A 17,529-nucleotide genomic window follows, 5' to 3' on the forward strand; every position below is an offset into this window, starting at 1 on the left:
GAATGGTGGTGCGGCACAAGCACCCGAGCCAGACCAAACATTCGCGAGCAGGGGCTCGCTCACACGACACGCAGGAATCAGGCTTTAGCGCCGTGCGCCAAGGCCCGTGCACGGCTGGCGGCCAAGGCTTTCTGGTCCGGTGCTGACAAATCCCAGCCCTGCATGTGTCCCAAGCTGATGTCGGCGAGTGCCTCGATCCACTGGGCGTGGTTGTTCAGGCAGGGGATGTAGCTGAAGCTTTCGCCGCCCGCATGCAGGAAGGCTTCTTGCGCTTCTTGCTGAATCTCCTCCAGGGTCTCCAGGCAGTCGCTGGTGAAGCCAGGGCAGATCACGTCGACTTTTTTCACGCCTTGCTGCGCCATGGCGATCAGCGTGGGCTCGGTGTAGGGCTCCAGCCACTTGGCCTTGCCAAAGCGTGACTGGAAGGTGAGTTTGTATTGGTCTTTGGACAGGCCCAGCGCCTCGGCCAGCAAGCGGCCGGTTTTCATGCATTCGCAGTGGTAGGGGTCACCCAGTTGAAGGGTGCGCTCGGGCACGCCGTGAAAGCTCATGACCAGTTGCTCGGCCTGGCCGTGGGCGGCCCAATGTGCCCGCACCGTTTGCGCCAGCGCGGCAATGTACCGTGGGTCGTCGTGGTAGCGGTTGACAAAGCGCAGCTCGGGGATGAGCCGGGTTTTCAGGCCCCAGCGGTAAACCGCGTCGAACACGCTGGCCGTGGTGGTGCCGCTGTACTGCGGGTAGGCGGGCACGATCAGCACGCGCTGCACGCCCTCGGCCTTCAAGGCGCTGAGTTGCTCGGGGATGGACGGCTGGCCGTAGCGCATGGCGTAGCGCACGGTGACGTGGTGGCCACGCTCTTGCAGCGTCGTGCCCAGCGACTGGGCCTGTTGTTCGGTGAAGGCTTTCAAAGGCGAGCCCTGATCGGTCCAGATGCTGGCGTATTTGGCGGCCGATTTGGCCGGGCGCACGCGCAAGATGATGCCGTGCAGGATCAACCACCAGATGGGTTTGGGGATCTCGACCACGCGGCTGTCGCCCAGAAACTCGGCCAGGTACTTGCGCAGGGCTGGGGCGGTGGGTGCGCTGGGCGTGCCCAGATTGCAATACAGCACCGCGGTGCGGGCGGCCTGACCATGCTGGAAGGAGGGTTCTTGTTGAAATGCCATGCGGTATTCTCCCACCACCATGATTGACATTTCCCGAATCAAAGCCATTACCCTCGATCTGGACGACACTTTGTGGCCCGTTTGGCCCACGATTGGCCGGGCTGAGGTGGTTTTACAGACCTGGCTGAGCGCTCATGCCCCCGGTGCGGCAGCACTGTCGGCCGATGCCGAACTCAAAAAAGCCATCCGCGCCGAAATCAACGCCCGCCACGCCGACCGCGCGCACGATTTGTCGTTTCTGCGTCGGGAGTCGATCCGTGCCATGCTGCAGCAAGCCGGGGAGCCCGTGCACCTGGCCGAGGCGGCTTTTGAGGTGTTTTTTGCCGAGCGCCAGAGGGTCGATTTGTTTGATGATGCGCTGCCCGCGCTGGCATTCTGGAGCCAGCGCATGCCGGTGGTGGCGCTGTCGAATGGCAATGCCGATGTGCACCGGGTGGGCATTGGTCAGCACTTTCATGCCAGCGTGAGTGCCCAGACGCTGGGCGTGGCCAAGCCGGACCTGCGTATTTTTGTGGCGGGTGCCGCAGCGGCGGGTGTGCAGCCGCATGAGGTGCTGCACATTGGCGACGACGCGCACGCCGACTGCGTGGGGGCTTTGGCCGCAGGCATGCAGGTCGCCTGGCTCAACCGCGAAGGCCACGACTGGACCCATGGCGACACCCGTCCACACCTGGAGGTGCGAGACTTGCACGCGCTGTGCGCCTGCTGGCCCGATTACACAAACTCAGGAGAATGACATGACTTTGAAGATTTACGGCATTGGCGCATCCCGCGCTGCCCGCCCGATTTGGACCGCGCTGGAGCTGGGGGTGCCGTTTGAGCACATCCCCACGCCTTATGCCGGTGGTGCGACGCGCACGCCCGAGTTTTTGGCCATCAATCCCAATGGCCACATCCCGGCCCTGGTGGACGAGCGCCCCGAAGGGGCAGTCACGGTGTGGGAAAGCATGGCTTGTGCGCTGTACATCGCGCGGGTGCACGGCAAGGCCGATGGCCAGTCCATCGCGCCCGCCAATGCCCGCGAAGAAGCCGAAGCACTGCGCTGGAGTTTCTGGACCGTGACCGAGCTTGAAAAAGACGCACTCACCGTGCTGATGCACCGCATGGCCATGCCCGAAGACCAGCGCAAGCCCGAGCTGGCTGACCAAGCAGAAAGCCGTCTGAAGGTGCCATTGGCTGTGCTGGAAAAACACCTCCAAGCCCAAAATGCCCAAGGCCAGGCGTACCTGGCAGCCAACCGCTTCACCGTGGCCGACGTGTGCGTGGCCAGTGTGGCCAGCTGGATCCGCCCAGCCGCTGCGCTGCTGGCGCACTACCCGGCGGTCGCAAGCTGGTTGCACGCCTGTGTGGAACGCCCAGCCCAAAAGCAGGCGCGGGCGATGAAGTAAGGGGGGCTCAGTGCTGAGCCTGGCCTTCGAAGGCCGGGAACAGCAGGTTGTTTTCCGTGTGGATGTGCTCGATCAGGTCTTCGGTCAGCCGGGCAGTGCCTGCGTACAGAGCCTGCCAGGTGTTGCAGGCTCCAACAGGCGGCTGGTGCTGCGTGGTCAACTCGGCCAGCCGCTCCAGTTGGGCACCGTGGCTCACATGCTCGTGGCGCATCATGCCGATCGGGTGCACCACCATCGGGTGACCGCCTTGCTTGAGCAGCGGGAACAGGATCTGTTCTTCCTTGGCCATGTGTTCCAGCAGCTCCTGTTCCATGGTTTCCAGGTGATCGGCCAGGCCGTGTGGCACTTGCGGGTGGTCACGGTGCACCGCCTCCACACGGCGCGCCATGCGGATGAGTTCGGGCAGTTGCTGGCGGTGCACCTCGTGGTAGCGCTGCAGGATGTGGTCCACCAAATCGCTGGCCGAAGGGGCAGGGGGCAGTTCGTCGGTGCGCTCCAGCGCGTTCAGAGCCTTCAGTACCTCGCCCGCGTCCAGGCCTTTTTCGGCGCAGGCTGTGGCCAGTGACTGTTGGCCGCCACAGCAAAAATCCAGCTTCAGTTTGCGAAAGATGGCGGTGGCCCCGGGAATTTGCACCGCCAATGAACCGATGCTTTGCTGAGCCTGGCTTGCAAGGGCGGTGGTCTGGGCTGCGACGTGTGTCATGTGTTTTCCTTTAAACATGCATTGAAAGTGAATCTATTATCAGAGAAGATTCATTCCATGTGAATATTCGACCCTGTCGACGTTCAGGTTTTTGCATCCTTCCAAAGAACGATGGTGTTTTGCGAGCCGTTCAGGCACGCTGTCGGTTCTGTCTGGAGTTGTCCCATGGATTTTTCGCCGTCACCTCAAGCGCGCCAATGGCACCAGCGCTTGCAAGCTTTCATGGACCGGTATTTGCTGCCCTACAACGCAGCGTGGCACCAGTCGGTGAAAAACGGGGAGTTCCCGCCCCCGTTCATGGGTGACCTTCAGGCGCTGGCGCAGGAAGAGGGGCTGTGGAATTTGTTTTTACCCGCCTTGAAGCCTGGCGAGCCAGGCAGCGGTTTGAGCCACCTGGACTACGCCCCACTGGCCGAAACCATGGGCCGACTGCCCTGGGCGGCCGAGGTCTTCAATTGCAATGCACCCGACAGCGGCAACATGGAACTGCTGCACCGCTTTGCCAACGAGGCGCAGCAGGCACGCTGGCTTGTGCCTTTGTTGCGCGGCGAAATCCGCTCTGCTTTTGCCATGTCCGAGCCCGATGTGGCCTCGTCCGACCCCACCAATTTGCAAACCACGTTGCGCGCCGACGGCGACGATTGGGTGCTCAACGGGCGCAAATGGTTCATCACGGGTGCGGCGCACCCACATTGCAAACTGCTCATTGTCATGTGCAAAAACGAAGGCCCGTCAGGGCTGGCGGCACAGGACGCGGGGCCATCCTGGACCGCCGAGCAGGCTGCGCACCACCAGCACAGCATGGTGCTGGTGCCCATGGACACGCCTGGCGTGGAGGTGTTGCGCAACATCCCGGTGGTACACCACCTGGCACCCGAGGGGCATTGTGAAATTTTGTTGCGCCAGGTGCGCATTCCCAAAGACCATTTGCTGGGGGCCTGGGCGCAAGGCTTTGCCATGGCACAGGCGCGCCTGGGGCCGGGGCGGGTGCACCACTGCATGCGCACCATTGGCCAGTGCGAGCTGGCGCTGGAAATGGCCACCGAACGCGCGTTGGAGCGCAGTGTCTTTGGCAAGCATTTGTCTGACCAGTCGAACGTGCAGGACTGGTTAGCCGAGTCCCGGCTGGAAATCGACCAGGCCAGGCTTTTGGTGCTCAAGACCGCCTGGATGCTGGACCTGGGCGACGCGCCACCCGCCGAGCTGCGCACCCAGGTCTCGGGCATCAAGGTGGTGGCAGCCCGGTTGCAGACCCGCGTGGTGGACCGCGCCATGCAGGTCTTTGGTGCCATGGGCCTTTCGCCCGACACGCCCTTGGCCTACTTCTGGACTTGGGGCCGCGCCATGCACCTGATGGACGGCCCGGATGAAGTGCATTTGCGCACGCTGGCCCGGTACGAGTTGCACAAGGCTCGCGAACGCATGGGGCACACCACAGCGTACTTCACCACCCCTGAGCAAATGCGCGCTGTGCCGCATGTGTCAGCCTGAGCGTGTGCCTCTTGTCAGTCCGCTGGTGCACATGAACACCGCAGATGTTGACCTCTTTGACAAATGGCAAACCCCGGTCTGGCCGGTGTCGTTAGCCTCAAGGCAGACGCCAGCCTGATGAATTTTTTTGAACCGTTTTGATCTTGTGAAGGACATATCCGAATGAACCGCCCTGCTGAAGACCCCCAGTTGTCGAGCGCCTTGCCGCCCATGCCTGCGCAGCCCATCAGCACCGATGTGCTGAAGGAAAAATACCTCAAAGACGACGAGACCAGCGCCAGTGAATTGTTCGACCGTGTGGCGCGCGCCCTGGCCAGCGTTGAAAAGCCCGAGCTGCGTGCCGAATATGAACAGAAGTTCCGGCGCAACCTGGAGGCGGGCGCCATTGGCGCCGGCCGCATCATGAGCGCGGCGGGCACTGGCATCCAGGCGACCTTGATCAACTGTTTTGTGCAGCCCGTGGGCGACTGCATTCAGGGGCGTGACGATGGCGGCTACCCCGGCATTTACGAGGCGTTGCGCGAAGCGGCCGAGACCATGCGCCGAGGCGGTGGCGTGGGCTACGACTTCTCGCGCATCCGTCCCAAAGGCGCGCGCGTCAAGGGGACGGCCTCCACCGCGTCGGGGCCTTGCAGTTACATCAATGTGTTTGACCAGTCGTGTGCCACGGTGGAAAGCGCGGGCGCCCGGCGCGGCGCTCAAATGGGCGTGCTGCGCATCGACCATCCGGACGTGATGGAGTTCATCACCGCCAAGCGCACGCCGGGACGCTGGAACAATTTCAACGTGTCGGTGGGCGTGAGCGATGCCTTCATCGACGCGGTGCAACAAGACCGCAGCTGGGACCTGGTGCACGCGGCCCGCCCCGGAGACGATCAGATCCAACAAGGTGCCCGGCAACGCGAAGACGGCCAATGGGTGTACCAAAGCCTGCGGGCGCGGGACCTGTGGGACACCATCATGCGCTCGGCCTACGACTTTGCCGAACCCGGCATTTTGTTCCTCGACCAGATCAACCGTGACAACAACCTGCGCGCCATCGAGTCGATCAGCGCGACCAATCCCTGCGGCGAACAGCCCCTGCCGCCTTATGGCTGCTGTGACCTCGGCCCGGTGATCCTGCCGCGCTTTGTGCGTCATGCTTTTGGCCATGGCGGCCAGGCGCAGTTTGACTTTGAGGCCTTTGCCCACAGCGTGGCCTTGCAGGTGCGCGCTTTGGACAACGTGCTGGACCTGACGCACTGGCCTTTGCCCGAGCAAGCACAGGAAGCCCAGGCCAAGCGCCGGATTGGTGTGGGCTTCACGGGGCTGGGCGATGCATTGGTGATGCTGGGCCTGCCCTACAACGCCCAGCAAGGGCGTGACATGGCACAACAGATCGCCCGCTGCATGCGTGACGCGGCGTACACCGCGTCGGTGGATCTGGCGCGCGAGAAGGGCGCTTTTGCCTTGTTCGATGCCGAGGCCTACCTGGCCGAAGGCACCTTTGCCAGCCGCCTGCCTGAGGCGATCCAGGCCGATATTCGGGCCCACGGTATCCGCAACAGCCATTTGCTGTCGATCGCACCCACCGGCACGGTGAGTCTGGCCTTTGCCGACAATGCGTCCAACGGCATTGAGCCGGCATTTTCGTGGACCTATACCCGCAAAAAGCGTGAGGCCGATGGCACCCGCAGCGAATACGAGGTGCAGGACCACGCCTGGCGTCTTTACAAGGCATTGGGGGGTGACATGGCCCATTTGCCCGCCTCGTTTGTGGGGGCCATGGACATGAGCGCCAATGAGCACATCGCCATGATGGAAGCCGTGCAGCCCTTTGTGGACACTGCCATTTCCAAAACGGTCAACGTGCCCGCCGACTACCCCTACGCGGATTTCAAGGGCTTGTATCTGCAGGCCTGGCGCTCGGGGCTCAAAGGGTTGGCCACATACCGACCCAATGCGATTTTGGGCTCGGTGCTGGCCCTGACGCCAGACAAGCCGCAACCGCCTGCCGCGCCCACGCCTGCTGTTGCGGTGGACCCCATGCGCACCGTGATCGAAAGCCGACCGAATGGGGCACTGGATGCGGTGGCTGAAAAAATCGAGTACTGGACCAGCGAAGGTGCCAAATCGCTGTACCTGATCGTGTCCTTTTTGCCGGTCTCGCGCGGTGAGGGTCTGGGCACCTTGGACCGTGCCATCGAGTTCTTCATGCCGGTGGGCCAAAGCGGCGAGTCGCAGCAGTGGATCACCGCCAGCATGCGGCTACTGTCATTGGCTGCGCGTGGCGGTTTTCTGGAGCGGGCGCTGTCGGACATGCGCAAGGTCGCCTGGGACCGCGGTCCGGTGCGCTGTGGCCACAAGGTGCGCGATGACGGCACCCGCGTGCCCCTGTGGCACGACTCCGAGGTGGCGGCCATTGCCTGGGCGATCCAGAACATCCTGGCACTGCGTGCCCAGCGCCAGGTCAGCCATGATCAGCTGTCCTTGCAGCTGCCTGAGATGCCAGAGCCCACACCCGCAGCGCTCAGCACTGGCGTGATGGCCGGTAAAAAATGCCCCGACTGCGGTGCCCACGCGGTGATCAAAAAAGACGGTTGCGAATACTGCACGCAGTGTGGCTTTGTGGGCGCTTGCGGGTGAAAGCCAAGTCGCAAGCGGATGCCGCTGTGGCCGCAGGGTCTCCGGTTTGGCCGAGTCGGTCATAAAATGCATCTGCGATGAACATTTGAGGCATCGTCCTCAGGAACTAGGACTTCAGAACGATGCGACTGACCCATTGGACCGACTACAGTTTGCGAGTGCTGATGTACTGCGCGCAATGCGAGTCGCAACAAAGCGTGGCGACGATCCAGGCGATTGCAGACCAGCATGACATTTCCAAAAGCCACCTGACCAAAATTGTCATGACGCTGGCCGCCGATGGCTACCTGCTCACCAGCCGGGGGCGTGGCGGCGGCATTCGTCTGGGGCGACCTGCTTCGCAGATCGTGCTGGGTGAGGTGGTGCGCAAGACCGAGACCGATTTCCAGATGGTGGAGTGTTTTGGCGAGGGGCTCAGCAACTGTGCCTTGTTGCCTGCCTGTCATTTGAAGAGGGTTTTGGCCCAAGCGCTGGAAGCTTTCTTTGCCAAACTCGATGGGATCACCCTGGCCGATTTGATGAACAACACAGCCGCCTCTCGGGCCACGTTGCAGCCCCTGACGTTCACCCCCCGTGTGTCCAAGGCACCTGCCAAAAAGCGTCCATGAAACACACAGCCTCCCTGTCGGCCAAACTGGTGCGCATTGGCGCGGGCTTGCTGGTGGTCGCGCTGATCTCGATTGGCCTGACTTTGTGGGTCACCTGGAAGCTCAGTGGCGGCGCGGCGGCGTTGAATGAGGCAGGGCGCATGCGCATGCAGACTTGGCGTTTGACCAGCGAGGTGCAGGCGCAGCTGCCAGCAGCGCACATCGAGGCTTTAACCCGGGAATTTGACCGGAGCATGCAGGTACTCAAAAACGGTGACGCCTCGCGCCCGCTGTTTGTGCCCTGGGACCCGCAGGTGCGGCAGCGCTATGCCGAGGTCGAACGCTTGTGGCACAACCAGAAAACCCGTTTCATGGCCAGCCCCTCGATGGACCATGCGAGCCTGGTCCAGCACACCAACACTTTTTTGATGGCGATTGACCGTTTTGTGTTGTCGATCGAAGACCAGATGGCCGGCTTGACGGCGGTCCTCAACCTGTTTCAGTTCGTGATGATGGCGCTGGCCATCGGCGGAGCGGTGGTCATGCTCTACACGGGCTACATGTATGTGATCAACCCGTTGAGCAACCTGCGCGATGGCTTGCGCAAGATCGAGTCGGCCCAGTTTTCTGTGCGGGTCGATGTGGCCTTGAACGACGAGTTCGGCCAGGTGGCCTCGGGCTTCAACCGCATGGCGGCGACCTTGCAGTCGCTGTACGGCAATCTGGAAGCCCAGGTGGCCGCCAAGACCCAGCGCATCGCAGCGCAAAAAGAGCGGTTGGAAGGGTTGTACGGCGTGAGTGCTTTTCTGGCACAAAGCAACGACCTCAACGAGTTGACACAGGGCTTTGCGCAACGCGTGCGCCAGCTCATGAAAGCCGATGCAATTGCCTTGCGGTGGTCGGGCGAAGACGCCTCCAAATTGCTGTTGCTGGCGTCCGATGAATTTCCGCTGGCCATGCAGGAAGAAGAAAAGTGCCTGATGGCGGGCGCTTGCGCCTGTGGTCAGCCTCCGCCCGATGCCCGCTCACGGGTGATCCCGATTTTGAACAGCGATGTGGCCCCGTTGCAGCACTGCGCCCGCATGGGCTATGTGGGCATGGTCTCGGTGCCCGTGCGCATGCACAACAAGGTGCTGGGTGAAATCAACCTGTTCTACAAAAGCCAGGTGAGTCTGGCGGCTGAAGAGCTGGAGCTGATGGACACGCTGGCCAGCCATCTGGCGACTGCGGTCGAGGGCTTGCGTGCCGTGGCGCTGGACCGGGAAGCGGCGATTGCCGGTGAGCGCTCTTTGCTGGCGCGTGAGTTGCATGACTCGATTGCGCAGTCGCTGGCTTTTCTGAAAATCCAGGTGCAGCTGTTGCGCACTGCCATGTCCAAAAATGACACCGCCAAAACCGAACTGGCTTTGGGCGAGCTCGACAGCGGCCTGAAAGAAAGCATTGCCGATGTGCGCGAGTTGTTGCTGCATTTCCGCACCCGCACGCAGGCGGACGATATTGATCGGGCTGTGCAGGAGACCTTGCAAAAATTCCAGCACCAGACGGGTTTGCAGGTCAGCCGCAAAGTCACGGGCGAGGGCTTGCCCTTGCCGCAGGATGTGCAGATCCATGTGCTGCACGTCTTGCAGGAAGCCTTGTCGAATGTGCGCAAGCACGCTGACGCTCGAGGCGTCGAGATTGAAATTCACAAGGGTGAGCCCTGGCGCTTTCAGGTGCGCGACGATGGCGTGGGCTTCAGCGAAGGCGGCCAACGCAGTGAGCTGCAGGTGGGTCTGAAAATCATGCGCGAGCGCGCCGACCAGATCGGTGCCACCGTGGCCGTGGACTCCGCTGTGGGGCAGGGCACCACGGTGACACTGCGGGTGCCCACGACACAGCCACCCAAAACCAAACCGACCCCGGCAGCCGAGCTGTCTTCCGAGCCATGACCGAAGCCATTCAACTCCTGGTGGTCGATGACCACACCTTGTTTCGCCGCGGCCTGATCGCCTTGCTTTCGCAGGACGAGCGTTTTCAGATCGTGGGCGAAGCCGGCGATGTGGGCGAAGCCCTGCGCGTGCTGGGCAAGGTCCAGCCAGACCTGCTGCTGCTGGACAACCATTTGCCCGGCGTCAAAGGCGTGGATGCCATTGGGGCGCTCAAAGCCGCTTGTCCGGATGTGCGCATCTTGATGCTCACGGTGAGCGAGGACGAGGAAGACCTTTCCAAAGCCCTGCAAAACGGGGCCGATGGGTATTTGCTCAAAACCTCCGAGTCGGACCAGCTGTGCGAGGCCCTGGTGAAGGTGCATGAAGGGCACTCGGTCATCAGTCCGGCCATGCTGAACAAGCTGGTGTCGGGCTTGCGCCAGCCCCATGTGGGCGTGAATACCCCACTGGATGTGGCCGCAGCCGAACCCCTGAGCCGCGCGCAAGCGGCCCAGCAACTGGACAAGCTCTCGCCCCGCGAGAAAGACATTTTCCTTTTGGTGGCCAAGAGCCTGAGCAACAAGCAGATTGCGCGCGACCTGGACATTGCAGAGACCACGGTGAAGATCCACATCCAGCACATTTTCAAGAAGATGAACCTGACTTCGCGCGTCCAAATCGCGATTTTTGCGGCCAGTAACGGTTTGAATTGATAAATATCAAATTGGATAGTTCTATTGGAGGATGAGGCCCGGGGCCTCATCCTCCTTTTGCTTGGGGGGTAGATAACCTTCAGGTGGATACCCAAAGCTGCGCCAAAAAACCACACTCAGTGCATGAGTTTGGAGAATCAAAATGGCGAGTGAATTGATCCAGCAGCGCAAAGCCTGGTCGGTGTTGATCGTCAGCACCCTGGCCTTCACAGTGTGTTTCATGGTGTGGATGATGTTTGGCGTGATCGGCGTGCCGATCAAGAAAATGCTGGACCTCAATGCCACCCAGTTTGGCCTCTTGATGGCCATGCCGGTGCTGACCGGCTCGCTGGTGCGGGTGCCGCTGGGCATCTGGACCGACCGTTACGGCGGGCGCATCGTCATGACCGTGCTGATGGCGGTCACGGTGCCGGCGATCTGGCTCATGTCGTATGCCACGGCCTATTGGCATTTCCTGGCCATCGGCCTGTTTGTGGGTCTGGCGGGCGGCTCTTTTTCGGTGGGCACACCGTATGTGGCGCGCTGGTTCCCCAAAAACAAACAGGGCATGGCCATGGGGGTTTATGGCGCGGGCAACTCGGGCTCGGCCGTCAACAAGTTTGTGGCACCAGTGATTTTGGTGGCCTTTGGCTGGGCGGCCGTGCCGCAGGTCTATGCGGCCATCATGGCGGGCACCGTGCTGCTGTTCTGGCTGTTCAGCCACAGCGATCCGGCACACCTGGTGCCCAGCCAGGTGTCATTCACCGAGCAACTCAAAGGCCTCAAAGACCCTCGCGTGCTCAAGTACTGCCAGTACTACAGCATCGTGTTTGGCGGCTATGTGGCCCTGGCCTTGTGGATGGTGCAGTACTACATCGGTGAATACGGCCTGGACATCCGCGTGGCCGCCTTGCTGGCCGCTTGTTTCTCGCTGCCTGGCGGCGTGCTGCGCGCCGTGGGCGGTGTGCTGAGCGACAAATACGGCGCGCACAGCGTCACTTGGTGGGTGCTGTGGGTCAGCTGGATCTGCCTGTTCCTGCTGTCCTACCCGCAAACCGAATTCACCATCGCCACCGTGACTGGCCCCAAGACCTTTGTGATCGGGCTGAACGTCTACGCCTTCACCGGTTTGATGTTCATCCTGGGCATTGCGTTTGCCTTCGGCAAGGCCAGTGTCTTCAAGTACATCGCCAACGACTACCCCGGCAACATCGGTGCCATCAGCGGCATCGTGGGTCTGGCCGGCGGCCTGGGCGGCTTTGTGCTGCCCATCATGTTCGGCGCGCTGGTGGACCTGACCGGCGTGCGCAGCAGCGCCTTCATGCTGATGTACGGCGTGGTCTGGGTCTCGCTCATCTGGATGTACTGGACCGAGGTGCGCCAGACCGACGTCATGGGGCAAGCCCCGGCCGACATCACGCAACCCGGCTTGCGTGCCTGAACCCCAGCGAAGGAAACACAACATGAATACCCGTTTAACCCCCACTGCAGGCCGTTCGACCGACATCAACGACTGGCGTCCCGAAGACGAACAGTTCTGGGAAAGCACCGGCAAGCGCATTGCGTACCGCAACCTCTGGATCTCGGTGCCTGCGCTCCTGTGTGGCTTCGCCATCTGGGGCATGTGGGGCATCATCACCGTGCAGATGCTCAACCTCGGCTTTCCGTTCAGTCAGGCCGAGTTGTTCAGTCTCACGGCCATTTCGGGCCTGGCGGGGGCGACCATGCGCATCCCGGCCTCGTTCCTGATCCGCCTGTCTGGCGGGCGCAACACGATTTTTCTGACGACGGCCATGCTGCTGGCCCCGGCCATGGGCACGGGCATCGCCTTGCAGCACCCCGAGTGGCCCTTGTGGGTGTTCCAGCTCATGGCATTGTGGTCGGGCGTGGGTGGCGGCAATTTCGCCAGCTCCATGTCCAACATTGGCACCTTTTTCCCCAAGCGTTTGCAGGGCACGGCGCTGGGTCTGAATGCGGGTCTGGGCAATTTTGGCGTGACGACCATGCAGATCGTCATCCCGCTGGTCATGACCGTGAGCCTGTTTGGCGGCCTGGGCGGTGAGCCCATGACGCTGGTGAAAGACAGCGGCTGGATCTTCGGCAAGATCGCCGCAGGCACGCCCACCTGGGTGCAAAACGCGGGCTTTGCCTGGCTGCTGTCGCTGGTGCCCTTGTCGTTGGTCTGCTTTTTTGGCATGAACAACCTGACCACGGTCTCGCCCCACATCGGCGGAACCATCCCCGCCTTTTTGAAGATCATCTGGCTGTACACCCTGTCGTTTGTGCCAGCCGGGATTGGCCTGTATTTGTACCTGCCCGCGCCCAGCGGTCTGGGCGTGCTGAACATGTGGCTGGCCATGCCGCTCATTATTGTGAGCACCTTGATGGTGATGAAGCTCACCGCATTTGGCACCATGAAGGACAACATCGCGGCCCAGTTCTCGATCTTCAAGAATAAGCACACCTGGGCCATGACGGTGCTCTACATCGTCACCTTCGGCAGCTTCATTGGCTTTTCGATGGCCTTGCCGCTGTCGATCACGGTGATCTTCGGCATCAGCCATGTGCCCGATGCCAGTGGCGTGCTGCAGCACACGCTCAAAAACCCCAACGCGCCCTCGGCCCTGACCTACGCCTGGATCGGCCCCTTTGTGGGCGCGCTGGTGCGGCCCATCGGCGGCTGGCTGTCGGACAAGACGGGTGGCTCCATCGTCACGCAATGGATTTCGGCGGTGATGGTGGTGGCCTCGGGCGCGGTGGGTTATGTCATGTGGCTGGCCTACCAGTCGGCCATGCCCGAGCAGTATTTCCTGGTGTTCATGCTGCTGTTTGTCTTGTTGTTCACCGCCAGCGGCATCGGCAATGGTTCGACCTTCCGCAGCATCGCCGTGATCTTTGACCGCCAGCAGGCCGGCCCCGTGCTGGGCTGGACGTCGGCCGTGGCCGCCTACGGTGCCTTCATCGCCCCGGTGGTGATCGGCCAGCAGATCAAGGCCGGCACGCCCGAGGTGGCGATGTACGGCTTTGCGGTGTTTTACGCGCTGTGCCTCTTGCTCAACTGGTGGTTTTACCTGCGCGCCGGGGCCGAGATCCGCAACCCCTGAGCCACGCCTGACAGCTTTTGAAAAGGGGCTGAACACGCCCCGCCGAATTGGAGAAACACATGAGCCATTTTCTGGACCGACTGAATTACTTTTCAAACCCCAAGGAGCCTTTCTCGGGCGGGCACGGTGTGACCACCGGCGAAGACCGCACCTGGGAAGACGCCTACCGCGACCGCTGGGCGCACGACAAGATCGTGCGTTCCACCCACGGCGTGAATTGCACGGGCTCGTGCTCTTGGAAGATTTATGTCAAAGGCGGCATCGTCACCTGGGAAACCCAGCAGACCGATTACCCCCGCACCCGCGCCGACTTGCCCAACCACGAGCCGCGCGGCTGTGCGCGTGGTGCCTCGTATTCGTGGTACCTGTACAGCGCCAACCGCGTCAAGTACCCCATGATCCGCGCCCGCCTGCTCAAGCACTGGCGTGCCGCCCTGGCCGTGGCCAAGAGCCCGGTGGACGCCTGGGCCAGCATCGTGCAAAACGAAGAGGCCCGCCGTGAGTGGCAGCAGCAGCGTGGTTTGGGCGGCTTTGTGCGCAGCACCTGGGAGGAAGTCAACCAGATCATCGCCAGCGCCAACGTCTACACCGCCAAGCAATACGGGCCGGACCGCATCATTGGCTTTTCGCCGATCCCGGCCATGTCCATGGTCAGCTACGCCGCGGGCAGCCGTTACCTGTCGCTGATTGGCGGCGTGTGCATGAGCTTTTACGACTGGTATTGCGACTTGCCACCCGCCAGTCCGCAAATCTGGGGTGAGCAGACCGACGTGCCCGAATCGGCCGACTGGTACAACTCGACCTACATCATCGCCTGGGGCTCCAACGTGCCGCAAACGCGCACGCCCGATGCGCACTTCTTCACCGAGGTGCGTTACAAGGGGGCCAAGACCGTGGCCATCACGCCCGACTATGCCGAGATCAGCAAGCTGGCCGATCTGTGGATGCACCCCAAGCAGGGCACCGACGCGGCGATCGCGATGGCCATGGGCCATGTGATCCTGAAAGAGTTTTACTTCGACAAACGCAGCGCCTACTTTGACGACTACGTGCGCCGCTACACCGACATGCCCAACCTGGTGCAGCTCGAAGAGCGCACCTTGCCCGATGGCCGCAAGGTCACGGTACCCGGCCGCTACCTGCGCGCCAGCGACTTCAACGGCAAGCTGGGCCAGGACAACAACCCCGAGTGGAAAACCGTGGCGCTGGACCAGAACGACCGTGTGGTCTTGCCCAACGGCTCGATAGGTTTCCGCTGGGGTGCTGAAGGCCGCAGCGATGCGGGCAAATGGAATCTGGAAAACAAAGAGGCGCGAGGAGACAGCGAAGTCAAGCTCAAGCTGAGCCTGATGGAGGGAAATGGAGAAGGAGGTGGCAGCGACTACGAAGTGGGCGAGGTGGCCTTCCCGTATTTCGGCGGCATCGACACCCCCAACTTCAATGCCAACAAGCAAGCCAGTGCGGTGGACGACGTGTTGGTGCGGCATGTGCCGGTGCGCCGCATCAAGCTGGGCAAGGCCGGTGAAGAGCGCTACGCCCTGGTGGCCACGGTGTTTGATCTGACGGCTGCCAACTACGGCGTGGCCCGGGGCCTGCCCGGCGAGAATGCCGCCACCAGCTACGACCACGACACCCCCTACACCCCTGCCTGGCAGGAAAAGATCACCGGCGTCAAGCGCGACCAGGTGATCGCCGTGGCCCGCCAGTTTGCCGACAATGCCGACAAGACCCGTGGCAAGTCCATGGTCATCATCGGCGCGGCCATGAACCACTGGTACCACAGCGACATGAACTACCGCGGCATCATCAACATGCTGATGATGTGCGGTTGCATTGGCCAAAGTGGCGGCGGCTGGGCGCACTATGTGGGCCAGGAAAAGCTGCGTCCCCAGACCGGCTGGACCGCGCTGGCTTTTGCCCTGGACTGGGTGCGCCCACCTCGCCAGATGAACAGCACCAGCTTCTTTTATGCGCACACCGACCAGTGGCGCTACGAGCGGCTGGGCGTGGAAGAGATCCTTTCGCCGCTGGCCGACAAGTCCCAGTTTGGCGGCAGCATGATCGACTACAACGTGCGCGCCGAGCGCATGGGCTGGCTGCCCAGTGCGCCGCAGTTGCAGACCAACCCGATGCAGGTCGTCAAGGACGCGCAGGCACAGGGCATGGACCCCAAGGACTACGCGGTCAAAGCCCTGAAGGACGGCAGCCTCAAGATGAGCTGCGAAGACCCGGACCACCCGCTCAACTGGCCGCGCAACATGTTTGTCTGGCGCTCCAACATCCTGGGGTCTTCGGGCAAAGGGCACGAGTATTTCCTCAAGCACCTGCTGGGCACCTCCCACGGCGTGCAGGGCAAGGACCTGGGGGCCGAAGACGCCAAGCCGACCGAAGTGACCTGGCACGACAAAGCCCCGGAAGGCAAGCTGGACCTCTTGGTGACGCTGGACTTTCGCATGAGCACGACCTGCCTGTATTCGGACATCGTGCTGCCCACCGCCACCTGGTACGAGAAGAACGACCTCAACACCAGCGACATGCACCCCTTCATCCACCCGCTGTCCACCGCGGTGGACCCGGCCTGGCAAAGCAAGAGCGACTGGGAGATCTACAAGGGTTTTGCCAAAGCCTTCAGCGAGGTCTGTGTGGGCCATCTGGGCGTGGAAAAAGAGCTGATGCTCACGCCGCTGATGCACGATACGCCCGCCGAGCTGGCCCAGGCCTTTGATGTGAAAGAGTGGAAAAAAGGCGAGTGCGAGCTGATCCCCGGCAAGACCGCGCCGCAAATCGCGGTGATCGTGCGCGACTACCCCAACACCTACAAACGCTTCACGGCCCTGGGCCCCTTGATGGAAAAAGTGGGCAATGGCGGCAAGGGCATTGGCTGGAACACCGCCGACGAGGTGCACCAGCTTGGTGAGCTCAACGGCAAGGTGCGCGCAGAAGGGGTGACCCAAGGCATGCCCAGCATCAACACCGACATCGACGCCTGCGAGGTGGTGCTGCAGCTGGCCCCCGAGACCAACGGCCATGTGGCCGTCAAGGCCTGGGAGGCACTCTCCAAGATCACCGGGCGCGACCACACCCACTTGGCTTTGCACCGCGAAGACGAAAAAATCCGCTTCCGCGACATCCAGGCCCAGCCGCGCAAGATCATCAGCTCGCCCACCTGGTCGGGTCTGGAGAGCGAGAAGGTCTCGTACAACGCCGGTTACACCAACGTGCACGAGTACATCCCGTGGCGCACGCTCACGGGGCGTCAGCAGTTTTACCTGGACCACCCCTGGATGCTGGCCTTTGGCGAGGGCATGACCAGCTACCGCCCACCTGTGGACTTGAAAACCGTGGACGAGATGATCGACCGCAAGCCCAACGGCAATAAGGAAATCTCGCTCAACTTCATCACGCCGCACCAGAAGTGGGGCATCCACAGCACCTACAGCGACAACCTGCACATGCTCACGCTCAACCGGGGTGGCCCGGTGATCTGGCTGAGCGAAGACGACGCCAAAAGTGCGGGCATCGTGGACAACGACTGGGTCGAGCTGTTCAACAGCAACGGCGCGATCGCGGCGCGTGCCGTGGTCAGCCAGCGGGTCAATCCCGGCATGGTGATGATGTACCACGCGCAGGAAAAAACCATCAACACGCCCGGCTCGGAGATCACCGGCATTCGGGGCGGCATCCACAACTCGGTCACCCGCATCGTGACCAAGCCGACCCACATGATCGGGGGCTACGCCCAGTTCAGCTACGGCTTCAACTATTACGGAACCATCGGCACCAACCGCGACGAATTCGTGGTGGTGCGCAAGATGCGCAAAGTTGATTGGCTCGATGGTGAAGCCGCTGCCACCGTGCAGGCTTGA

The 17,529-nt window shown here is 62.1% G+C and carries 12 protein-coding genes; 10 read left to right on the plus strand and 2 right to left on the minus strand.

What is annotated here, in order from left to right; translation table 11 throughout:
- Positions 1-77: 77 nt before the first annotated feature.
- On the minus strand, positions 78-1,166 hold the full coding sequence (gene hemH, locus ACHEXL_RS05325; protein ID WP_416560978.1) for a ferrochelatase: 1,089 nt from the start codon (positions 1,164-1,166) through the stop codon (positions 78-80).
- A 19-nt stretch (positions 1,167-1,185) separates the two neighbouring features.
- On the opposite strand from hemH, the gene ACHEXL_RS05330 reads away from it, so the two are divergent.
- The gene (locus ACHEXL_RS05330; protein ID WP_416560979.1) at positions 1,186-1,902 is read left to right on the plus strand and encodes an HAD family hydrolase; all 717 of its coding nucleotides are present in this window, start codon (positions 1,186-1,188) and stop codon (positions 1,900-1,902) included.
- A gap of 1 nt (position 1,903) precedes the next feature.
- Positions 1,904-2,554, plus strand: a complete 651-nt coding sequence (locus tag ACHEXL_RS05335; protein WP_416560980.1) for a glutathione S-transferase family protein — start codon at positions 1,904-1,906, stop codon at positions 2,552-2,554.
- Positions 2,555-2,561: 7 nt separating this feature from the next.
- On the opposite strand, the gene ytfE is transcribed toward ACHEXL_RS05335, so the two are convergent.
- Entirely contained in the window at positions 2,562-3,257 is a 696-nt protein-coding gene (gene ytfE, locus ACHEXL_RS05340; RefSeq protein ID WP_416560981.1) for an iron-sulfur cluster repair protein YtfE, read from the minus strand.
- Positions 3,258-3,422: 165 nt separating this feature from the next.
- Here ytfE and ACHEXL_RS05345 point away from each other — a divergent pair, with 165 nt between their 5' ends.
- From ACHEXL_RS05345 to ACHEXL_RS05380, 8 genes are all read left to right on the plus strand, one after another.
- The gene (locus ACHEXL_RS05345; RefSeq protein WP_416560982.1) at positions 3,423-4,748 is read left to right on the plus strand and encodes an acyl-CoA dehydrogenase family protein; all 1,326 of its coding nucleotides are present in this window, start codon (positions 3,423-3,425) and stop codon (positions 4,746-4,748) included.
- A gap of 162 nt (positions 4,749-4,910) precedes the next feature.
- Positions 4,911-7,373: an adenosylcobalamin-dependent ribonucleoside-diphosphate reductase gene (locus ACHEXL_RS05350; protein ID WP_416560983.1), complete on the plus strand. Its 2,463-nt coding sequence runs from the start codon at positions 4,911-4,913 to the stop codon at positions 7,371-7,373.
- 122 nt (positions 7,374-7,495) lie between these two features.
- Positions 7,496-7,981: an RrF2 family transcriptional regulator gene (locus ACHEXL_RS05355; protein ID WP_416560984.1), complete on the plus strand. Its 486-nt coding sequence runs from the start codon at positions 7,496-7,498 to the stop codon at positions 7,979-7,981.
- A complete protein-coding gene (locus ACHEXL_RS05360) occupies positions 7,978-9,888 on the plus strand; it encodes a type IV pili methyl-accepting chemotaxis transducer N-terminal domain-containing protein (protein ID WP_416560985.1) in 1,911 nt (636 codons plus the stop codon). The genes ACHEXL_RS05355 and ACHEXL_RS05360 overlap by 4 nt, the downstream gene beginning before the upstream one ends.
- A complete protein-coding gene (locus ACHEXL_RS05365) occupies positions 9,885-10,580 on the plus strand; it encodes a response regulator (protein WP_416560986.1) in 696 nt (231 codons plus the stop codon). Before ACHEXL_RS05360 ends, ACHEXL_RS05365 begins: the two co-directional genes overlap by 4 nt.
- Positions 10,581-10,722: 142 nt before the next feature.
- Complete coding sequence (locus tag ACHEXL_RS05370) at positions 10,723-12,000, plus strand: MFS transporter (protein ID WP_416560987.1); 1,278 nt, start codon at positions 10,723-10,725, stop codon at positions 11,998-12,000.
- 22 nt (positions 12,001-12,022) lie between these two features.
- Positions 12,023-13,663 (plus strand): MFS transporter, encoded by a 1,641-nt coding sequence (locus tag ACHEXL_RS05375; RefSeq protein WP_416560988.1) that lies wholly within the window; start codon positions 12,023-12,025, stop codon positions 13,661-13,663.
- A 59-nt stretch (positions 13,664-13,722) separates the two neighbouring features.
- Positions 13,723-17,529, plus strand: a complete 3,807-nt coding sequence (locus ACHEXL_RS05380; RefSeq protein WP_416560989.1) for a nitrate reductase subunit alpha — start codon at positions 13,723-13,725, stop codon at positions 17,527-17,529.

Origin of the sequence: Limnohabitans sp. YIMB22184, assembly GCF_048020265.1 — a bacterium.
Classification (GTDB): Bacteria; Pseudomonadota; Gammaproteobacteria; order Burkholderiales; family Burkholderiaceae_C; genus Limnohabitans_A.